Genomic DNA, 20,294 nt, shown 5'->3' with positions numbered 1-20,294 from the left:
CTACCGGTCCCAAACTGTCCGCACCGACCACTCGGCGTGTGGGACCGGGAACTCGTTGCCCGCTTCGTCGCGGACCAAGGTCGGCAGTTGCACGGCGATTCCGAACAACCTGCCGCGGTGCGGATCCACGGTGGGAATGGTGACGGCAAGCTTGGTGTCCGGCCGGAACTCGTCGACGACGTCGGAGCCCTCGTAGGAACGCACCAAAACCCATGGCGCACGGGCGATTTCGGGAGGTACCGACAGCTGTACGGTGTGCTTCGGGTCAACGGTCAGCTCGCCGTCGGTTCTCGGGGTATCACAATCGGTGGGGTTGAGCACCTCACAGAACCGGTAAGGCCCCACCCTGACCAACTGGCCATCCGAATAGGCGCTGATCTGTGGGTGCTGCGACGGGGGATGCTGCGCAAGCCACCAAACCAGCACGCCAGTCAGCACAGACGCGACGAAGACCACGATCGCCAGCGAGGCGACGACACGCTTCACTCGGGCGCCACCGCCGCCCGGTCCGGCCGTCCGCCCTGCTGCTCGGCGAGCACTGGACGGTTGCCGCCGAGACCCGGTATCAGTGATTCGCCGTAGTAGCTGACGACCGTCTGAGCAAGCCCGATGATCAGCACCGCGCTGATCGCCGTGAAGCCGACCCACAGATCGGTGTACACCAGCACGCCCGTCGCACCGCCCGCCACCCAGGCCAACTGCAACAACGACTCCGAGCGCCCGAACGCCGACGCTCGGGACTTCTCGGGTAGATCATCTTGCAGCGACGCGTCCAGCGAGGCCTTCGCGATCGCCGCGGCGGCCGAGGTGATGAGAGTCGCGACGGCCGCGACCATCAGATTTCCGGTTAGCGCGGTGGCCAACGCGAATACCGTGACCGCGGTCGCGCAGCGCACCACAAGCAGCGCTGGATGGCCGAGCTTCAACCGTGCCGCGGTGAAGTTGCCTGCGAAGTTGCCGATGGCCGCCGCCGCGCCGATCACCCCGAGGATGCGCAACTGCTCCCACCCGCTGGCATCGTGCGACTTGGCGACGAACGCGGGGTACAGGAACAGGAAGCCGACCATCACCTTTATCGTGCAATTGCCCCACAGCGCGGCAATGATGTTGCGGCCCAAGGGCTGTCGCGGCTCCGCCGACGACTTGTGCTGATCTGGGTGACGCCGCAACTCGCCGCTGCGGCCGTGGTACGACAGCGTCGTCGGCACTTCGCCCTCGGTCACCTCGACCCATTTCGGGATCCGCATCGACAGCGCCGCGCCGACGAGCGTCACCGCGACGATCACGTACAGCGCACCGGGCAGGTGGACGAGGCCGAGCAGGTACTCCGCGCCCGCGGCGATCGCCCCGCCGACCATCGTCCCGCCGAGCAGACCGAACGTCGTGAGGCGCGAGTTGACCCGTACCAGGTCGATCGTCGGCGGCAGCACGCGCGGGGTCACCGCGCTGCGCAGCACGCTGAATGACTTGGACAGCACCATCATTCCCAGCGCGCACGGATACAGCACCCACGACAGATAACTTCCCGTGGCGCCGTCGTAGTTCGCGACCAGCACCATCACCAGCGCGGTGCGCAACACGAACGACATGGCCAGCGCGACCCGGCGGCCGTGCTGCAACCGGTCCAGCGCGGGACCGATCAGCGGCGCGATCACCGCGAACGGCGCGATGGTGATCAACAGGTACAGCGCCACCCTGCCCTTGCTCTCCCCGGACGCTGCGGCGAAGAACAGGGTGTTGGCCAACGCGACGGCCATCGCCGCGTCGACGGCGAAGTTCGCCACCACCGGCCACGTCAGCGCGGTCAGGCCCGATTTGTCGGCACCGTCGGCGGTAGCCGCGCGGTGCACCAAACCGTACATTTTGGAACCCATTTCGCGGCTGCGCTGGGCGGCCGCCCTGGTGACGGTGACCTTCTCGCCCGCGCCCCGCGGTGGTGGGGGCTGCGATGTATACGGCCGCGCCGGCTCGTCGAGCGGCGGTAGCCAGCGATTGGCGCTGGGCGTCGACCGGCGCGAGCGCCGATAGCCGCCGTCGACGTTCGGTTCGCTGGGATAGTTCGCCATTCCCGGGTGTTCATCAGACGGCGGGCGCGGCGGGAAGTAGCGAGGGTCACGCCGCGATCCGGTCACCCCACGATTCTCCACCATCTCGGCGGTAGCGGGGGTGCAGGCGACCGGTGTGGCTCGACGCTCGCGGGTCAGGCACTATTGATGGCGATGGACAGCGTGGACACCGAAGATCGCCCCGATCTGGAGACGGTGCTGATGGGCGCCGTCGAGCAGGCGCGCGCGGCGATCGTCGAGTTCAGCGGTGAGGACACCGTTGGCGAGTATCTGGGGGCCAGCTTCGAGGACCCGACCGCCGCCACCCATCGCTTCCTCGCCGACATGCCTGGTTACCGCGGCTGGCAGTGGGCCGTCGTGGTGGCCGCCTGCCCTGGCGCCGACCATGCCACGATTAGCGAGGTCGTTTTGGTGCCTGGCCCGACGGCGTTGCTGGCCCCCAAGTGGGTGCCGTGGCAGGAACGCATCAAGCCCGGCGACCTGAGCCCAGGGGATCTGCTCGCGCCTGCCGCCGATGACCCGCGCCTTGTGCCCGGCTACCTGGCCACCGGCGATCCGCAGATCGACGAGGTCGCGGTGGAGGTGGGGTTGGGCCGCCGTCAGGTGCTCAGCGAGTTGGGCCGCAGCGATGCCGCGCAGCGCTGGCACGACGGGGAGTTCGGACCCGGCTCGGCGATGGCCAGGTCCACCCGCCGCGTCTGCCGTGACTGCGGCTTCTATGTTCCGCTGGCAGGGGCGCTGGGCACGATGTTCGGTGTGTGTGCCAACGGGTTGGCCGCCGACGGACACGTCGTCGACTCCGAATACGGTTGCGGCGCCCACTCGGACACGCCCCAACCGCCCGGCACCGGGTCGCCGGTGTATGACCCGTTCGATGACGGCGTGCTCGACGTGGTCGAGCCCGAGAGTTCCGAGAGTTAACGTTCCGCGGCCGCTTTGATGCGCGACAGCGTCGCGTTCATCCCCTCGATCAGTTCCTGTTCGAAGCTCGGCACACCGCCCATCAACGTGTTGATGCTCATGTTGGAGAACGCGCTGGTGCCGTTCTCGGCGTGGCGGGTCTCGGTGAGCCGGGTACCGGACTCCGTGGGCTCCAGCTCGTAGCTCCAGATGGTCCGGTTGATCGGCACTCGGAAGGCCAACTTTTTCTCAGGGATGAACTCGGTGACCACGCTCGTCGTCGGCCAGACCAGCCGGTTGCGCCGGTTCAGGTTGACGGTCATGGTGCCTTGCCGCAGCGGTCCGAGCGCCTTCATCGCACGGCACTGCGGGCTCCACTGCGGCATCAGGCTCAGATCCGAGACCAACGCCCACACCTTGGCGACCGGCGCATCGATGTCGATCTTTGCTTGTAGAAGCGGGGCTGCCATCATCTCTCCTCAATCGAATTCAGCTGAGCCCGGTTTGCGCCCCGCGCGATCCGCGGCGCACCGCGCGCCGCTGCCACAGCACGATCGACGTGCCCAACGCGCCGACCGCGAGGCCGGCGACCGTGAACGGGCGCCACTCGTGCAGTCCCGGCACGGTGAATGCCAGGACGACGGCGACAAGCCAACCCGTCGTGATCACGACGATGACCGGCCACGGCTTGAGTAGAGCAGCCGGCAGGGCGGGCGGTTCCGGAGCCACGCTGACAAGGTATCGGATTAACGCGACCTTCTAGAGACGACCTAGGTAGTCTTTGCGCTGTGAAAGACGTCGACGCCCGGCTGGCGAGCGATCTGTCGCTGGCAGTCATCCGTCTGGCTCGCCAATTGCGGTTCAGGCGTCCGGATTCCCACGTTTCGCTCACCCAACTGTCGGCCCTGTCGACGCTTGCCAAGGAAGGGCCGATGACACCCGGCGCGTTAGCCACGCGCGAGCGTGTCCGGCCACCGTCGATGACGCGGGTGATCGCGTCGTTGTGCGAACTCGGATTCGTCGCGCGGACAGCCCATCCCGCCGACGGCAGGCAGGTGCTGGTGTCGGTGTCGAGGGCCGGCGTCGACCTGATCGAGGCTGAGCGCCGGGCCAGCCAGGAATGGCTCAAGCGGCGGTTGGACCGTCTGGAACCGGACCAGCGCAGGACCCTTCTGGTCGCGGCGGACCTGATGTCTGGCATTGTCGACGAAAGCGCGTGAGCAGCAACGTAATCGACATCGCCGACCCTGCGGACCCCAGGCTCGACGACTTCCGCGATCTCAACAGTGTGGATCGCAGGCCCGATCTGCCGAGCGGTAAGGGGCTGGTGATCGCCGAGGGCGTGTTGGTGGTGCAACGCATGCTGGCTTCCCGGTTCCGTCCGCGCGCATTGCTCGGCACCGACCGTCGACTAGGCGAACTGGCCGCCGACCTGGTCGGCATCGATGCGCCGTACTACCGGGTCGGCGCCGACGTGATGGCCGAGGTGGTCGGATTTCACCTCAACCGCGGCGTGCTGGCGTCGGCGTCCCGCCCGCCCGAACTCACCGTCGCCCAGGTGATCGAGGGGGCCCGCACGGTCGCGGTGCTCGAGGGCGTGAATGATCACGAGAACCTCGGATCGATCTTCCGCAACGCGGCAGGCCTTGCGGTGGACGCGGTGGTGTTCGGCTTGGGCTGCGCCGACCCGCTGTACCGGCGGGCGGTCCGGGTGTCGATGGGGCATGCGCTGCTGGTTCCGTACGCATGGGCGCAAGCGTGGCCTCGTGATCTTCGAACACTGCGGGACAACGGGTTCCGATTGCTTGCGATGACGCCCGGGCCGTCGGCCCGCACGCTCGCCGACGCGATGGCAGAGGTGGCAGCGGACAAGGTCGCCTTTCTCGTCGGGGCAGAGGGACCGGGTCTGACCGAATCCGTGATGCGGGCCAGTGACATGCGGGTGCGGATTCCGATGTCCCGCGGCACCGATTCCCTCAACGTCGCCACCGCCGCCGCGCTAGCGTTCTACGAACGGGCTAGATTGCGGGAGTGACCGACGACTCGACCCCGTGGGCGCTGGGGCTGACGGTGGCTGGGTTCGTTGCGGCCGTCACTGCGGCGGCCGTCGTGGTGCTCAGCCTGGGGCTGACCCGCGTGCATCCGCTGCTCGCCGTCGGGCTCAACCTGGTCGCCGTCGGCGGGCTGGCCCCGACCGTGTGGGGCTGGCGGCAGCTGCCGGTGTGGCGATGGTTCGTGTTGGGTTCCGGCGTCGGGGTCGCCGGGGCGTGGCTCGCGCTGCTGGCGATGGCCCTCGGCGGGGTCCTTCGGTAAGACGCCTCAGCGTTGTCCGCTGGAGCGCACGCCGAGCAGCACGTCCTCCCACGCGGGGACCGCGGGCTTGCTCTTGCGGGCGCGCGCCGGCTTCGGCGCGGGCGGCGGCTCCGGTGTTTCGATCGGCAGCTGCGGTTCCGGCTCCGGACATTCGAGTTCGGCCACCGGGGCCAGCGGCCGCAGCGGCGGCCGGGCGAAGTCCGGGTCGACCAGTTCACATGCGGCGTCGTCGAACGCGGTGACGGTGCCGCCGTGCGCGCCAGGGGTGAACCGGAAGTGCGCGACGTTGTCGGACAGGCCCGCCTTCCAGCCCAGCTGGACGGTCCAGCGCCCGTCCTCGTTGCGCCACGCGTCCCAGTTGGTGGTGTCCGGATCCAGCCCGCGGGCCACCAGCGCCGCGGTCACCGTCTCCAGCAGTGTCAGCACCGAGGGTCCGTCCGGGAGCACCGGGTGCGCCGCCGTCGCCAGCTCGGCTGCCCGCGCGCGCTCCAACAACACCGGGTGGGCGAACCGCTGGACGCGCTCGATGTCGACCCCTGCCCCGGATGCGACCTGCTCGACGGATGCGCCCGCCCTGATCTTGGCCTGAATCTCCTTGGGACGCAGCACGTTTTGGACCTCGGTGTCGGTGTTGTGTTCCGTCGGGTTGATCTTGTCGCCGCGCATGGCGGCGCGAAGCCGATCGTCGGGCCGGAGCAGGAACTTCTCGCCGAGGCCCTCGGCCTCGCAGATGATTCGTTTGCCGTCGATGTCGAGTCCGACGACTTTGAGTTCCCGCATAAGACCTCCTCCGGCCCAAAACCCAAGCCCGGTTCAGATGGACCCTACTGTGTTATGTCCTCGTTACCGGGCTGACACGCTGGGCGCTTCGCAAACACGTCTGCCTGCGCCGATCACATTCGCTTGCTCGCAGCCGAATATTTTTCGCCCTTTGTTCGCTACATCCTGAGGGAGTGACGCGTACGGGGGTGTGAAGGAGCAGACATGAACGCACACAAGGTGAGAGTCCTTGGCGTGATCGCGGCCAGCGCGGCGGTCGGATTCGGTGCGGTGGCAGTGGCGACGACGGAGTCGATCGACTCGGCGTCGGGTTCGACGATGCAGACCGGTGTGACGCAGACCCCAACCGCACCGGCGGATTCACCATCGGTTGGCAAGGCCGAACCGGCCTTGAAGGGACCCGCCCCGCTGCCGAAGGAAGAGCAGGGACTGCCCGGTTAGCGGGCGTCAGAGCCGTTCGACCACCCAGTCGATGCACTTGGTGAGCGCGCTGACGTCGTCGGGTTCGACGGCGGGGAACATACCGACTCGCAGTTGGTTGCGTCCGAGTTTGCGATATGGCTCGGTGTCGACGATGCCATTGACGCGCAGCGTCTTGGCGACCGCGGCGGCATCGACGTCATCGGAGAAGTCGATCGTGCCGACCACCTGCGAACGCAACGCCGGATCGGCGACGAACGGGGTGGCGAATTTCGACGCCTCGGCCCAGTTGTACAGCCGCTGCGACGAGTCGGCGGTCCGCTTCACCGCCCAGTCCAGACCGCCATTGCCCAGCAACCAGTCGATCTGCTCGGCCAGCAGGATCAGCGTCGCGATCGCCGGGGTGTTGTACGTCTGATTCTTGGTGCTGTTGTCGATCGCGATCGGCAGCGACAGGAAGTCGGGCACCCAGCGGTCTGCGGCGGCGATGGCGTCGACACGGGCCAGCGCGGCGGGGGACAGGATGGCAAGCCACAGTCCGCCGTCACCGGCGAAGTTCTTCTGCGGCGCGAAGTAGTAGACGTCGACTTCGGTGATGTCGACGGGCAGGCCGCCCGCGGCCGAGGTGGCGTCGATCGCGATCAGCGCATCGCCCGAACCGTCGGGCCGTTGCACCGGCACCGCGACTCCGGTCGAGGTTTCATTGTGCGCCCACGCGATCAGGTCGACGGACGGATCCGACTGCGGCTTCGGGGCGCTGCCGGGGTCGGCCTTGACGATGATGGGCTCGCCGACGAACGGGTTCTTCACCACGCACGAGGCGAACTTCGCGCTGAATTCACCGTAGGTCAGATGCAGCGAGCGCTTGTCGATCAGCCCGAACGCCGCGGCGTCCCAGAACGCCGTCGACCCGCCGTTGCCGAGGACGACCTCGTAACCGTCTGGTAGCGAGAACAATTGGCGCAGCCCGTCGCGGACCCGTCCGACGAGGTTCTTGACCGGCGCCTGCCGGTGCGAGGTGCCGAACAGACTGCCCGCGGCGGCCAGCGCCTGCAGTTGCTCGGGGCGCACCTTGGAGGGTCCGCAGCCGAAACGACCGTCGGCGGGTTTGAGGTCGGCGGGGATGGTGAGTTCGGCCATGCGGTCAAGAGTAGTGACCGAACGGAACTAACCGAAAAGCGGTTGAACACGCCTCGTATCGGCACATACTGAAACGGGTCGGGCTGTTGCTACGAGGGCTCGTTCGATGGATAAACGGACAGCGACGGTGTTGCTGGCGGCGTGCGCAGCGACCGTGACCGTTGCCGCACCGGTGAACGCCGACGGCGACCAGGGCAGCGCGGTGCTCAATCAGATCAATGCCATGCGCGCGGCGAATGGATGCGGTCCCGTTGCGGCCAATGCCCAGCTGACTGCGTCGGCGGCCCGGCAGGCCAACGACATGCTTCTCAACGGCGTTGTCGACCACACCGGTTCGGACGGCTCCACACTCGACCAACGTGTCGCCGCCGCTGGCTACACGCCGTACTCGACGATCGGCGAGATCGTCTTCTGGGGCACCGGCGCCGGCGGTACCCCGGCCGCCGCGGTCTCCTGGTGGATGAACAGCCCGGGGCACCGCGCGATCATCACCGACTGCCGGTTCACCGACGCGGGGTTCTCGGCAGTCGGCAACGGCAGCAAGATGACGGCGGCGGGGGACTTCGGCACGCGGTAGGGCCCGAGTCAGTGCGCCGCGGCCGTACCGGTGTGGTTCGTATCACATATCCGACGTGCGGGGCCGACGCGCCACATCCAGGAAGCGGGTCTGGTCAATAGGCGATACCTGCGGTACCGTCTTTGGACATTAGGGCTCGAATGTAAACCTCACGGGAGGTCTCGAATGGCTCGCACGAAGCTGGTCCGACGGTGGCGACGCAACATGGAAGTGAGCGACGACACCGAGTACGTGGAGATGCTGACCACACTGTCCGAGGGGTCGGTGCGGCGCAATTTCAACCCGTACACCGACATCGACTGGGATGCGCCCGAGTTCAAGGTGGTCGAGAACGACGAGCGCTGGATCCTGCCGGGCACGGATCCGTTCGGCCGCCATCCGTGGTATCAGGCGCAGCCCAAGGAACGTCAGATCGAGATCGGCATGTGGCGTCAGGCCAACGTGGCCAAGGTCGGCTTGCACTTCGAGTCGATCCTGATTCGCGGCCTGATGGAGTACTCGTTCTGGACGCCGAACGGCTCCCCGGAGTACCGGTACTGCCTGCACGAGGCGGTCGAAGAGTGCAACCACACGATGATGTTCCAGGAGATGGTGAACCGCATCGGCGCCGACGTGCCCGGAATGCCGCGGTTGTTGAAGTGGGTTCAGCCGTTCATCCCGCTGGTGGCCGGGCCGCTGCCCATTCCGTTCTGGTTCGGCATCCTCGCCGGCGAGGAGCCGATCGACCACACCCAGAAAAACGTGCTGCGCGAAGGCAAGTCGCTTCACCCGATCATGGAGCGGGTGATGGCGATCCACGTCGCCGAGGAGGCGCGCCACATTTCGTTCGCGCATGAATACCTGCGCAAGCGAATCCCCGCGCTGCCGCGGCGCAAGCGATTCTGGCTTTCGATTTATGTGCCGATCGTGATGCGTGTGTTGTGCTCGGCGATCATCGTGCCGCCCAGAGCGTTCTGGAAAGAGTTCGACATTCCGCGCTCTGTGCGCAAGGAGGTGTTCTTCAAATCGCCGGAATCCCGGCAGATGCTGCGCGACATGTTCGGCGATGTCCGGATGCTGTGCAAGGACACCGGGCTGATCAACCCGGTCGCGAAGCTGGTGTGGCGAATCTGCAAGATCGACGGCAGGCCCAGTCGCTACCGTAGCGAGCCGCAGCGGCAGCACGTGGTGGCCGCCGCATAATCCGAAGGACACACCGCTCGTGCCCCATGTGATCACCCAGTCGTGTTGCAGCGACGGATCGTGTGTCTACGCGTGCCCGGTCAACTGCATCCACCCGTCACCGGATGAACCGGGTTTCGCCACCGCCGAGATGCTCTACATCGATCCGGCGGCATGTGTCGACTGCGGCGCCTGCGTATCGGCCTGCCCGGTCGGCGCGATCGCGCCGGATACCAGGCTCGAGCCCGAGCAGTTGCCGTTCATCGAACTGAACGCGTCGTTCTATCCGAAACGCGAGGGCAAGCTCCCGCCGACCTCGAAGCTGGCGCCGGTACTCGAGGCGCCCTATGTCGAGGCGCGTGCGGGTGGCCCATTGACGGTGGCGATCGTCGGATCCGGGCCCGCGGCCATGTACGCCGCCGATGAACTGCTCACCCAGCAGGACGTGCGGGTCAATGTTTTCGAACGGTTGCCGACACCGTACGGCTTGGTGCGGGCCGGGGTGGCGCCCGACCACCAGAGCACCAAGCGGGTGACCAAACTGTTCGACAAAATCGCCGGGCGGCGCGGGTTCCGGTTCTACCTCAACGTCGAGGTGGGATCGGACCTGACACATGACGAGCTACTGGCCCATCACCACGCCGTGCTGTATGCCGTCGGCGCGCCGAGCGATCGCAGGCTCGACATCGATGGCATGGGCCTGCCCGGCACAGCAACCGCCACGGAGGTGGTCGCCTGGTTCAACGGACACCCCGAATACGTGGACCTGCCAATCGATTTGGCCGACGAGCGAGTGGTCGTCATCGGCAACGGCAACGTCGCTCTCGACGTGGCGCGCATTCTGACCAGCGACCCCGACGTGCTGGCCCGCACCGATATCGCCGACCACGCTCTGGCCGCATTGCATGAGTCGAGGGTCACCGAAGTGGTGATAGCGGCCAGGCGCGGGCCCGCCGACTCGGCGTTCACCCTGCCAGAACTGATCGGCCTGACGTCGACTTGTGACGTGGTGCTCGATGTGGCCGACCGTGAACTGGTGTTGCGTGATCTGGGCGAGGCCTCAGATTCGTTGACGCGCAACAAACTCGAGATCTTGAGCAAGCTCGGCGATGCGTCCGCTCCGTGCACTCGTCCGCGTATTCGGTTCGCGTACAACCTCACGCCCAACCGCATTGCGGGGGACACGCGCGTAGACGGTGTGGAGTTCAGCGTCACTAGCACCGACGAGATGCGTACGCTGTCGGCCGGCTTGGTGCTGACGTCGATTGGCTATCGCGGCAAGCCGATTCGAGGGCTGCCGTTCGACGAGTCCGCCGCCGTGGTGCCCAACGACGGCGGCCGCGTCATCGGTGCGCCGGGCAGTTATGTCGCAGGCTGGATCAAGCGCGGCCCCACCGGTTTCATCGGCACCAACAAGTCGTGTGCGGCGCAGACGGTGCACAACCTAGTGGCCGACTACAACCATGGCCTGCTCACCGACCCGGTCGCCAAGGCGCTGGACAAGCTGGTGCGCAGTCGCCGGCCCGACGTCGTCGACGGCGCGGGGTGGAAGGCCATCGACGCCGCCGAAATCGCCAGGGGCGGCGGGCAGCGCCCCCGCGGCAAGTTCACCACCGTCAGCGACATGCTCGCGGCGGCGGCGGCGCCTGCACCGCCGATGCACCAGCGCTTGCTGGCCGGCTTGCGTCGGTAGCCGTCTTTCGCAAAACCCCGCAGCGCCATTGATTGCTGGCGTATACGAAGAACCATGCGTTCATCGATGTATGTCGGTCGGGTCGGGGCGTTGGCCGTAGCGCTGGGTTTCGGCGTCGCGGTGGCTACCGGATACGGGGCTGGGAGCGCGTGGGCCGACACGCCCGATTCGTCGGCGACTGATTCGTCGACGACCACCTCGGACGCGACCACCTCGGACGCGGCCGGACAGTCGAACGATTCGGACACCGCCGCACCCTCGGGTGAGCCGACCAAGCCGGAGCCCCCGACAGCTGTCATGGGCAGCAGCGGCGGCGCGCACACCAGTTCGACGTCGAACGACGACGAGGAAACCAAGCCGACGAAGAAGTCCCGACCCAAGAGCGCGGCAAAGTCCGCGGACGCTGCCAAGACCGCGAATTCACCCGCGACCAAGGTCGCCGCCACCGAAGTGGAACACACCGACGACTCCGCAACCGTTCCGCAACCGGCGCCCACCGCCTCGGAAGCGGATGCTCCCATGAAATCCTTTGCCGCGCAGACGGTTTCGTCGACGCTCCAGACGAAGACGGCCGCGGTCACCACGGCGCTGCCCACACCTCGCGTCCCGTCCCTGCGGCCATGGCCGACGGCCTACGACCCGGGCACCGTCGTCACCTACGTCGGCGGCCTGGTGTCGAGCCTGGTCAAGGCGGTGCTCGACCCGTTCGCGGCCGGTTTGCCTTCGGCGCCCGCCCAGCCTCCGACGGCGTGGACCCTACTGGCGTGGGTCCGCCGTGAATTGTTCAACGGCACACCGCGGGTCAACCCTGTGGTCAACCCCCAGCAGAACGGCCTGATCACGGGCAGCATTGGTGCCGTCGACCCCGACGGGGATCCGCTCACCTACACCGTGATCGGCAGGCCGCTCAACGGCGGAACGCTCGAGGTGGACCAGGACGGAAACTTCACCTACCGACCGATGAACGCGATGGCTGCGGTCGGCGGAACCGACGAGTTCACGGTCGTGGTCAGCGACAAGGCGGCGGGCCTGCACGTGCATGGTCCCATGGGGTTGCTGAAGTTCGTGCCGATCCTGGGCAACTTCATCAACCCGGGCGGCGGTGACGCGGTGGCGCAAACCATCACCGTCAACGTCGACCCGGTGGCCGGTGTCGACCTGTCGTTCCCCGCGAGTTTCCACTGGGGCGTCGCCCACGCCGGGTTCCAGGCCGAAGGCGGCCCCGGCTCACCGGTCGACCCGAATTCCGATTGGTACAAGTGGGTGCACGACTCGATCAATCAGCTGTTGGGCATCGCCAACGGCGTGCCGGAGAACGGGCCTGGCAGTTACTTCTCCTATGAGAGTGACGCTGCGCTTGCCCGCGACCAACTGGGCATGGATACCTTCCGGATGAGCATCGAGTGGAGCCGGATCTTCTCGAATTCGACTGCCTCCGTTGATATCTCCGACGAGGGCGGCACGGTCAGCCTGGCCGATCTGCAAGCCCTCGACGCGCTGGCCAACCAGGAAGAGGTGCAACACTATCGCGACGTGTTCGCCTCGTTGCGCGCGCACAACCTCGAGCCGCTGGTTTCGGTCAACCACTTCACGTTGCCGACGTGGGTGCATGACCCGATCGTGGCCCGGCCCCTGATCCAATTGGGCCTGCCCGCGCCTGCTGCTGGTTGGCTGTCGCCGACGACCCCGGCCGAGTTCGAGAAGTACGCCGCGTATGTCGCATGGAAGTACGGCGACCAGGTCGACATCTGGACGACGCTCAACGAACCGTTCCCTCCGGTGCTGACCGAGTTTCTTGCCATTCCCGGCGTGCTGCCGAACTGGCCGCCCGGCGTGATCCGACCCGACCTCGCATCGACGTTCCTCGTGAATGAGGCCAAGGGGCATGTTGCGGCCTACGACGCGATCCACCAGTGGGACACCAAGATCGCCAAGGCCGGCCAGCCGGCGGCGTTCGTCGGATTCACCAACAACATGATCCCGGCTCGCCCGGCCAACCCGGTCAACCCGCTCGATGTGCAGGCCGCCGATGCGTGGAATCAGTACTACAACAAGTGGTTCCCCAACGCGGTGATCGACGGCTGGGTCGACGCCAACTTCGATGGCATCAAACAGGCCAACGAAGTCCACGACGAATTCAAGAACAAGGTCGACTTCATGGGGGTGCAGTACTACGGGTCACAAGCGGTGCAAGGCTTCGGTGTGGCGCCCATCCCTGGCTTCCCGTTCCTGAAAGGCCTGCCGGTGCGATGCTCGGCTTCCGAGCCGACGTGCAGCGACTTCAACCAGCCGACCGACCCCGGCGGTTTCCGGGAGGTGCTGGAAGTCGCGGCGTCGTACGGAAAACCGTTGTGGGTCACCGAGAACGGTATCGCCGATCACCAGGACACGAAGCGACCGTCGTACATCGTCAGCCACATCGCGGTGGTGCAGGACCTTGTCGCCCACGGGATGGACATCCGCGGTTACACGTACTGGTCGTTCGTGGACAACCTGGAATGGGTGGAGGGATACGACCTGCAGTTCGGCCTGTACGGGTCGGACCCGACGACACCTGAGCTGGAGCGCACACCGAAACCGGCGAGCATCGCGGCGATCAGCGCGATCACCAAGGACGTCAACGATTCCCTGCCGCTGAGCGTGCTGGCGATGTACATCCCCAACTTGGCGGTCTGAGCGATACCGGCTTACCGGGCACTTCACGCCAGGAACCACGGCGCCGCCAGACCAGGTCCACAAGGCGGTCTTCTGAACGGCTACTGCTGCTTCATCGCCTCGGCGATTTCCTCCATCGACACCTCGCGCACCGGCTGGCCCAGTGACCAATGGTGTCCGAACGGATCGCGGACAACGCCGTAGCGGTCACCCCAGAACTGGTCCTCCAGGGCGGCGACCACGGTGGCGCCTGCGTCGAGCGCCTGCTGGAACTTCGCATCGACATCCGTGACAGTCAGGTGGATGGTGACCGGCGTGCCGCCGAGCGCGGTCGGCGTCGACGACTTTCCGTCGTTGTACTCCGGGAAATCGTCATTGAGCAACACCATGGAACCGTTGATCTGCAGCGCGGCGTGGATGAGTTTGCCGTCCGGGCCCGCCACCCGGCCCAGTTCGACGGCGTCAAAAGCTTTGACATAGAAGTCGATTGCGTCAGCGGCGCCATCGACACACAGATGCGGGGACAGGGCGGGTTGTACTTCGATTGCCATGCCGGCCATGCAACCACCCGGCACCGACAAACGCGATACTTCAGACGACAGAAAACGGCGACGGTAGCTCGGCGCGTCCGGTCAGCGCCAGCAGGACGGTTTCGCCGTACCCCGAGATGGCCGCGATGCGCGCCGCCAACGCCGTCGCCTCTTCGAGCACGGCGGGCGGCGGCACAACCGCAAGACCGACGGCGTGAGCGATGTCCAGTCCGTGTACGGCGAGTTCGAACGTGCGCGTCGGCAGATAGGCCAGCAGCCGAATGCCCGCGCCCCCGATCACGGTGATCAGCGGATCGTCGACGCCTGCCAATTCACCCACCACACGTGAGACCAGCCCGTCGACGGTCGAGGCCGGATCTTCCCCGAGATCGCGGCCTGCCTGCCTGCCGCGTTCGAGAACGCCTTCGGGTTCGAGACCGAGCACCTTCGGATTTACCCTCGCGTAGTACTCCTGTGGTGTCTTGATGTCCTCACGCTCGGCAGGTTGCTGCAGGTACGTGCTGACGGTGATGAGCGAGCGCGACGCGTGACCGACCAGGGAGCGCAGATCCCACTCGCCAAGGCCCGGGCCGTCCCAGCCGTCGGCAGGGACTTCATGCACCAGTGCGGCGAAGCTGTGCGCCGCAAGCGCGAAGGTCGAAACCGGATCCGTCACGACTTGTCGACTTGATCCCATCCGTCGACGGACTCGGGGCTGCGCGGGCCCGGGCCGACATAGATCGCCGCGGGGCGGACCAGCTTGCCCAGCCGCTTCTGCTCCATGATGTGCGCACACCAACCCGCCGTGCGGCCACAGGTGAACATGGCGGGCATCATCTTCGTCGGCACCTGTGCGAAATCCAGAATGACCGCGGCCCAGAACTCGACGTTGGTCTCGATGGCGCGATCCGGTCGGCGTTCGCGCAGCTCGCCGAGCGCGGCCTGCTCCAAGGCGGCGGCCACCTCGTAGCGCGGCGCATCCAGTCGCTTGGCCGTGGCCCGCAGCACCCGGGCGCGCGGATCCTCCGCTCGGTACACGCGGTGTCCGAAACCCATCAGCTTCTCTTTGCGGTCGAGGATGCCCTTGACGACCGCGCCGGCATCGCCGGTCTTCTCGGCTTCCTCGATCATCGGGATCACGCGCGCGGGCGCGCCGCCGTGCAATGGACCGCTCATCGCGCCGATGGCGCCCGACAGCGCCGCCGCCACATCCGCGCCCGTGGAAGCGATCACCCGTGCGGTGAATGTCGACGCGTTCATGCCGTGTTCGGCCGCCGTCACCCAATAGGCGTCGATGGCCTCGACGTGGCGCGGATCGGGCTCACCCTGCCAGCGCGTCATGAATCGCTGTGTGACGGTTGAACATTGGTCGATGGTCCGTTGCGGAACGGCGGGCTGATAGATGCCGCGAGCGGACTGCGCGACATACGAAAGCGCCATCACCGATGCGCGGGCCAACTGGTCGCGGGCGGTCTGGTCATCGATGTCCAAAAGCGGCGGGTAGCCCCAGATGGGCGCGAGCATCGCCAGTCCGGCCTGCACGTCGACGCGGACATCGCCGCTGTGAATGGGCAGCGGAAAGGGTTCGGCAGGCGGCAGGCTGTGCCCGAACCTGCCGTCGACCAGTAGCGCCCACACATCGCCGAAGGTGACCCGACGGCTGACCAGATCCTCGATGTCCACACCGCGGTACCGCAGCGCCCCGCCGTCCTTATCGGGTTCGGCGATCTCGGTGGTGAAGGCGACCACACCCTCGAGTCCCTCAACGAAGCCTTCCGGTACCGCGGACGTCGTAGTCATGGCCAGATTCTTGCACTCGAGTCGCCGCCGTTGTCTACCGGTCGGTAACCAGATCGGGCGCACGGGAGGCGTAGCGTTGCCGCGTGGCAACTCGGGACGACGAACACCTGGCAAGAATGCGGGTCGAGTACGGATCCGTCGAGCGCGACGGCAGCACTGACCTGGACGTCGACTGGCTCGCCGACGGCTGGGTGGCGCTTCTGCGCACCTGGTTGGCCGACGCCGAAACCGCAGGGGTCGCCGAGCCGAATGCGATGGTGATCGGAACCGTCGACGAGCGGGGAAGGCCCGCGACGCGAACCGTGTTGTGCAAGGGCGTGGACGAAACCGGGATCACGTTTTTCACCAACTACGACTCAGCCAAGGGCGACCAACTGGCGACGACGCCGTATGCGTCGGCGACCTTCCCGTGGTTTTTGCTCGGACGTCAGGTACACGTACGCGGACCGGTGACCAAGGTGCCCGCCGAGGCGACCGCCGACTACTGGTTCAAGCGGCCGCGCGGTTCTCAGTTGGGCGCGTGGGCGTCGCAGCAGTCGAAGCCGATCGCCTCACGCGCTGCGCTGCTGCAACAGCTAGGCGAGGTGACTGATCGATTCGCAGACCTCGAAACGGTGCCCGTGCCGCCGAACTGGGGCGGCTATCTGATCGCCCCCGAGGTGGTGGAGTTCTGGCAGGGCCGGGAAAACCGGCTGCACAACAGGATTCGGATCTCAGAGGGCCGCATCGAGCGGCTCCAGCCGTAGTGCCGGAGCGGATTCCTCGCTCGCGAGGGACTTTATTCGCCGACACCACACCGCTGCGATCACCGGACTTCCGACGGCTGTGGCTGTCCGGCATCGTCACCGTGATCGGCGGGAACCTGACGATCTTCGCGGTTCCCGTCCAGCTGTACGCGCTGACGCAGAACTCCGCCTACGTCGGGCTGTCCGGACTGTTCGCGTTGGTGCCGCTGATCGTGTTCGGGCTGCTCGGCGGTGCCTGGGCCGACGCGATGGACCGACGCAAGCTGCTGATCATCGCGTCGATCGGGCTTGCGCTGTCGTCGGTGCTGCTGTGGCTTCAGGCCGCGCTGACGCTGAACAACGTCTGGGTGGTGCTGTGCCTGCTGTCCGTGCAGCAGGCGTTCTATGCGATCAACAGCCCGACCCGGTCGGCGGCGATTCCGCGGATGGTTCCCGGCGACCAGTTGGCCGCCGCTAACTCGTTGAACTTCACGGTATTCCAGTTCGGCGCCATCGTCGGGCCGCTGTTGGCCGGCGTGCTGCTGCACTGGGTCGACCTGTCGACGCTCTACCTGATCGACGCGATCACCTGCACCGCGCCGATATGGGCGACGTACCGGCTGTCGCCCATGCCGCCGATCGCCGGCGGTAACGGCTCGCCGGGATACGGCTTCACGGCGGTCATGGACGGCTTCCGCTATCTGGCGGGCAACCATGTGGTGCTGATGTCGTTCGTGGTCGACCTGATCGCGATGATCCTGGGCATGCCGCGCGCGCTTTTCCCGCAAATGGCGCACGAAAACTTCGGCGGGCCGATCGAGGGCGGCACGACGATGGCACTACTGGCTGCGGCCATGTCGGCGGGCGCGGTGGTTGGCGGCGTGTTCTCCGGCTGGTTTCCCCGCATCAGGCGCCACGGCTTCGCTGTGGTGGTCTCGGTCGTCGTGTGGGGTGTGGCGATGATCGGCTTCGGACTGGCGGGCGGTTTCGCGCACGGCCACACGGGTGCATGGTTATGGATTGCATTGGCGTTCCTGGCAATTGGGGGCGCAGCCGATATGGTGTCGGCGGCGTTCAGGTCGACGATCCTGCAGCAGGTGGCGTCCGACGATCTGCGCGGGCGATTGCAGGGCGTGTTCACCGTCGTGGTCGCGGGCGGCCCCCGGTTGGCCGACGCCGCACACGGTGCGGCCGCCGCGGCGGTGGGCACCACGATCGCGGCCGCGGGCGGAGGAGCGCTGGTGGTGGTCGGCGTGCTGATCGCCGCGCTGGCGGTTCCCGCTTTCATCCGCTACCGGGTGGCCGAAGGCGACAAAGTATGACCATCGGCAAGTGGCGGAGTTCGCCACTTTCCAAGCGAATTCCCAACGAGCCGAGTTAGCATGCCCTTCGTGGCTGATGTAGCGGGGGTGCCTGCCCTCGGTTTGCGGGAACGCAAGAAGCAACGCACCCGCGCCACCCTGATCGATGCCGCTGTCGAACTGTGCGATCGGCAGGGTTTCGAACGCACCACCGTGGACCAGATCGCGGCCGTGGCCGACGTCTCACCGCGCACCTTCAGCCGGTACTTCGCGACGAAGGACGCCGTCGCGTTGGCGCTCATCGACGACGCCCTCGGCACGGCCGCCGACGAACTCAGCCGCCAACCGCCGGACCTGAACCACTTCGAGGCGCTGCGCCGCTCGTACATCGCGATGTACACCGGCACCAAGACAGCGCCGGCCGGAAGTCTGTCGGCTGAACGAATGCTGTGCACCATCCGGATCATCATGTCGTCGACGGCGTTGAGGCAGGCCGCGCTCGAGTTCCGGCCCCATGCCGTCAACATCGAACTGGGCAAGCGGTTGGGCGTGCCCATCGACGACCGTCGTGTACGTCTGATCTCCGCGATGTGGAGCGGGATCATCATGACCGCACTCGCCGACCTCACCGCGCCCGACGTCGAATGGGGCACCGTCGACATCGACGGAATCGTCTCGCGATTGGAAGCCACGTTCGCAGAGTTCATGGCGGAAATTCGGGACGCTCAAGCCGCCGTCTAGCTAAGTGGCTGCCCCCGCTCGGGCACGACCGCGCCAATGGGACTACCTTTTGTAGGGCAGACCTCCGCATTGACGGCAGCGACGAAGGGATTCCCGTGGCCGATAACCCATCCAGTGGTGAGCACGCCAGCCTCTCGTATCCGGGCGGCGAGCTTGACTTAGACATCGTCACTGCCACCGAGGGGGCCGACGGCATCGCGCTGGGTTCGCTGCTGGCGAAGAGCGGCTACACCACCTTCGACGAAGGCTTCGTCAACACCGCATCGACCAAGAGCGCCATCACCTACATCGACGGCGACGCCGGGATCCTGCGCTACCGCGGCTACCCGATCGAGCAGTTGGCGGAGAAGTCGAACTTCCTCGAAGTCAGCTACCTGCTGATCTACGGCGAGCTGCCCACCACGGAGCAGTTGGAGAAGTTCACCCACCAGATCCAGCGCCACACGCTGCTGCACGAGGACCTCAAGCGGTTCTTCGACGGCTTCCCGCGCAACGCGCACCCGATGCCGGTGGTGTCCAGCGCGGTCAACGCGCTGAGCGCGTACTACCAGGATTCGTTGGACCCGTTCGACGACGAGCAGGTGGAGCTGTCCACGATTCGGCTGCTGGCCAAGCTGCCGACCATCGCGGCGTATGCCTACAAGAAGTCGGTGGGCCAGCCGTTCCTGTATCCCGACAACTCGCTGAGCCTTGTCGAGAACTTCCTACGGATGACGTTCGGCTTCCCGGCCGAACCATATGAGGTGGACCCGGAAGTCGTCCGGGCGCTTGACTTGCTGCTGATCCTGCACGCCGACCACGAGCAGAACTGCTCGACCTCGACGGTGCGGTTGGTCGGCTCTTCGCAGGCCAACCTGTTCACCTCGATCTCGGGTGGCATCAACGCGCTGTGGGGCCCGCTGCACGGCGGCGCCAACCAGGCGGTGCTGGAGATGCTGGAGAAGATCCGACAGTCCGACGGCGACGTCAACGACTTCGTCAAGAAGGTGAAGAACAAGGAAGACGGCGTCAAGCTGATGGGCTTCGGCCATCGGGTGTACAAGAACTACGACCCGCGGGCGCGCATCGTCAAGGAGCAGGCCGACAAGATTCTCGGCAAGCTCGGTGGCGACGACGAACTGCTGGACATCGCCAAGGCGCTCGAAGAGGTCGCGCTGACCGACGACTACTTCGTCGAGCGCAAGCTGTACCCGAACGTCGACTTCTACACCGGCGTGATCTACCGCGCGATGGGCTTCCCGACCCGGATGTTCACCGTGCTGTTCTCGGTCGGGCGGCTGCCCGGCTGGATTGCGCATTGGCGTGAGATGCACGAGGACGGCAGCGGCAAGATCGGCCGCCCGCGGCAGATCTACACGGGCTACACCGAGCGCGATTACAAGGCCCTCGACGCCCGCTAGCCCTCTCCTGCGCCGAGCCTCCTGCTCGCCCTCCTGCGGCGAGCGACCGTGTTTGAATGCCGACACGCCCTGGATGGCGGGCATTTTGCGGT

22 protein-coding genes are annotated in these 20,294 nt (G+C 66.5%); 13 read left to right on the top strand and 9 right to left on the bottom strand.

Going from position 1 to position 20,294, the window contains the following annotated elements; translation table 11 throughout:
- Positions 1–486 carry a DUF2771 domain-containing protein gene (locus ACGFK1_RS24835; protein WP_393435635.1) on the bottom strand — a complete coding sequence of 162 codons (486 nt, stop codon included), beginning with the start codon at positions 484–486 and terminating at the stop codon, positions 1–3.
- The gene (locus ACGFK1_RS24830) at positions 483–2,066 is read right to left on the bottom strand and encodes an MFS transporter (RefSeq protein WP_393435802.1); all 1,584 of its coding nucleotides are present in this window, start codon (positions 2,064–2,066) and stop codon (positions 483–485) included. The genes ACGFK1_RS24835 and ACGFK1_RS24830 overlap by 4 nt, the downstream gene beginning before the upstream one ends.
- A gap of 147 nt (positions 2,067–2,213) precedes the next feature.
- Here ACGFK1_RS24830 and ACGFK1_RS24825 point away from each other — a divergent pair, with 147 nt between their 5' ends.
- Positions 2,214–2,987, top strand: a complete 774-nt coding sequence (locus ACGFK1_RS24825) for a DUF3027 domain-containing protein (protein ID WP_393435633.1) — start codon at positions 2,214–2,216, stop codon at positions 2,985–2,987.
- Here ACGFK1_RS24825 and ACGFK1_RS24820 read toward each other — a convergent pair.
- Positions 2,984–3,436: an SRPBCC family protein gene (locus ACGFK1_RS24820; RefSeq protein ID WP_393435631.1), complete on the bottom strand. Its 453-nt coding sequence runs from the start codon at positions 3,434–3,436 to the stop codon at positions 2,984–2,986. The two genes, ACGFK1_RS24825 and ACGFK1_RS24820, sit on opposite strands and share 4 nt — an antisense overlap.
- 19 nt (positions 3,437–3,455) lie before the next feature.
- Positions 3,456–3,695, bottom strand: a complete 240-nt coding sequence (locus tag ACGFK1_RS24815; protein ID WP_393435628.1) for a DUF2530 domain-containing protein — start codon at positions 3,693–3,695, stop codon at positions 3,456–3,458.
- A gap of 59 nt (positions 3,696–3,754) precedes the next feature.
- On the opposite strand from ACGFK1_RS24815, the gene ACGFK1_RS24810 reads away from it, so the two are divergent.
- From ACGFK1_RS24810 to ACGFK1_RS24800, 3 genes are read left to right on the top strand one after another with little or no spacing between them, the layout of a single operon-like run.
- Positions 3,755–4,186, top strand: a complete 432-nt coding sequence (locus tag ACGFK1_RS24810) for a MarR family winged helix-turn-helix transcriptional regulator (protein ID WP_393435625.1) — start codon at positions 3,755–3,757, stop codon at positions 4,184–4,186.
- Positions 4,183–5,001, top strand: coding sequence for a TrmH family RNA methyltransferase (locus ACGFK1_RS24805; RefSeq protein ID WP_393435622.1), 819 nt, complete (start codon positions 4,183–4,185; stop codon positions 4,999–5,001). The genes ACGFK1_RS24810 and ACGFK1_RS24805 overlap by 4 nt, the downstream gene beginning before the upstream one ends.
- Positions 4,998–5,279, top strand: coding sequence for a DUF2537 domain-containing protein (locus ACGFK1_RS24800; protein WP_393435619.1), 282 nt, complete (start codon positions 4,998–5,000; stop codon positions 5,277–5,279). Before ACGFK1_RS24805 ends, ACGFK1_RS24800 begins: the two co-directional genes overlap by 4 nt.
- A 6-nt stretch (positions 5,280–5,285) precedes the next feature.
- Here ACGFK1_RS24800 and sepH read toward each other — a convergent pair whose 3' ends face one another.
- Complete coding sequence (gene sepH / locus ACGFK1_RS24795; protein ID WP_393435616.1) at positions 5,286–6,059, bottom strand: septation protein SepH; 774 nt, start codon at positions 6,057–6,059, stop codon at positions 5,286–5,288.
- Positions 6,060–6,263: 204 nt separating this feature from the next.
- Between sepH and ACGFK1_RS24790 the strand changes: the two genes are divergently transcribed.
- On the top strand, positions 6,264–6,500 hold the full coding sequence (locus tag ACGFK1_RS24790) for a hypothetical protein (RefSeq protein ID WP_393435613.1): 237 nt from the start codon (positions 6,264–6,266) through the stop codon (positions 6,498–6,500).
- A gap of 6 nt (positions 6,501–6,506) precedes the next feature.
- On the opposite strand, the gene serC is transcribed toward ACGFK1_RS24790, so the two are convergent.
- Positions 6,507–7,619, bottom strand: coding sequence for a phosphoserine transaminase (serC, locus tag ACGFK1_RS24785; protein ID WP_393435610.1), 1,113 nt, complete (start codon positions 7,617–7,619; stop codon positions 6,507–6,509).
- A gap of 106 nt (positions 7,620–7,725) precedes the next feature.
- Between serC and ACGFK1_RS24780 the strand changes: the two genes are divergently transcribed.
- From ACGFK1_RS24780 to ACGFK1_RS24765, 4 genes are all read left to right on the top strand, one after another.
- Positions 7,726–8,196, top strand: a complete 471-nt coding sequence (locus ACGFK1_RS24780) for a CAP domain-containing protein (protein ID WP_393435607.1) — start codon at positions 7,726–7,728, stop codon at positions 8,194–8,196.
- Positions 8,197–8,361: 165 nt separating this feature from the next.
- Positions 8,362–9,378, top strand: a complete 1,017-nt coding sequence (locus ACGFK1_RS24775) for a diiron oxygenase (RefSeq protein WP_393435605.1) — start codon at positions 8,362–8,364, stop codon at positions 9,376–9,378.
- 19 nt (positions 9,379–9,397) lie between these two features.
- Positions 9,398–11,050, top strand: coding sequence for an FAD-dependent oxidoreductase (locus ACGFK1_RS24770; RefSeq protein ID WP_393435602.1), 1,653 nt, complete (start codon positions 9,398–9,400; stop codon positions 11,048–11,050).
- A 54-nt stretch (positions 11,051–11,104) separates the two neighbouring features.
- Positions 11,105–13,726: a family 1 glycosylhydrolase gene (locus tag ACGFK1_RS24765; RefSeq protein ID WP_393435600.1), complete on the top strand. Its 2,622-nt coding sequence runs from the start codon at positions 11,105–11,107 to the stop codon at positions 13,724–13,726.
- An 80-nt stretch (positions 13,727–13,806) separates the two neighbouring features.
- Here the strand turns inward: ACGFK1_RS24765 and ACGFK1_RS24760 are convergent, their stop codons facing one another.
- The 3 genes from ACGFK1_RS24760 to ACGFK1_RS24750 are packed head-to-tail and all read right to left on the bottom strand — an operon-like array spanning position 13,807 to position 16,035.
- Entirely contained in the window at positions 13,807–14,256 is a 450-nt protein-coding gene (locus tag ACGFK1_RS24760) for a VOC family protein (protein ID WP_393435598.1), read from the bottom strand.
- 40 nt (positions 14,257–14,296) lie between these two features.
- On the bottom strand, positions 14,297–14,932 hold the full coding sequence (locus ACGFK1_RS24755) for a maleylpyruvate isomerase N-terminal domain-containing protein (RefSeq protein ID WP_393435596.1): 636 nt from the start codon (positions 14,930–14,932) through the stop codon (positions 14,297–14,299).
- The gene (locus tag ACGFK1_RS24750; protein ID WP_393435594.1) at positions 14,908–16,035 is read right to left on the bottom strand and encodes a citrate synthase 2; all 1,128 of its coding nucleotides are present in this window, start codon (positions 16,033–16,035) and stop codon (positions 14,908–14,910) included. Before ACGFK1_RS24750 ends, ACGFK1_RS24755 begins: the two co-directional genes overlap by 25 nt.
- 83 nt (positions 16,036–16,118) lie before the next feature.
- Here ACGFK1_RS24750 and pdxH point away from each other — a divergent pair, with 83 nt between their 5' ends.
- The 4 genes from pdxH (at position 16,119) to ACGFK1_RS24730 (ending at position 20,202) form a co-directional block, all read left to right on the top strand.
- A complete protein-coding gene (gene pdxH / locus ACGFK1_RS24745) occupies positions 16,119–16,781 on the top strand; it encodes a pyridoxamine 5'-phosphate oxidase (RefSeq protein WP_393435591.1) in 663 nt (220 codons plus the stop codon).
- Positions 16,781–18,082, top strand: a complete 1,302-nt coding sequence (locus tag ACGFK1_RS24740) for an MFS transporter (protein WP_393435588.1) — start codon at positions 16,781–16,783, stop codon at positions 18,080–18,082. The genes pdxH and ACGFK1_RS24740 overlap by 1 nt, the downstream gene beginning before the upstream one ends.
- 69 nt (positions 18,083–18,151) lie before the next feature.
- Positions 18,152–18,802, top strand: a complete 651-nt coding sequence (locus tag ACGFK1_RS24735) for a TetR family transcriptional regulator (protein WP_393435585.1) — start codon at positions 18,152–18,154, stop codon at positions 18,800–18,802.
- A 95-nt stretch (positions 18,803–18,897) separates the two neighbouring features.
- Entirely contained in the window at positions 18,898–20,202 is a 1,305-nt protein-coding gene (locus ACGFK1_RS24730; RefSeq protein WP_393435582.1) for a citrate synthase, read from the top strand.
- Positions 20,203–20,294 lie beyond the last annotated feature (92 nt).

This window comes from Mycobacterium sp. NPDC048908 (assembly GCF_043197955.1).
GTDB lineage: Bacteria > Actinomycetota > Actinomycetes > Mycobacteriales > Mycobacteriaceae > Mycobacterium.
This window is presented reverse-complemented; position numbering and strand designations above follow the sequence as displayed.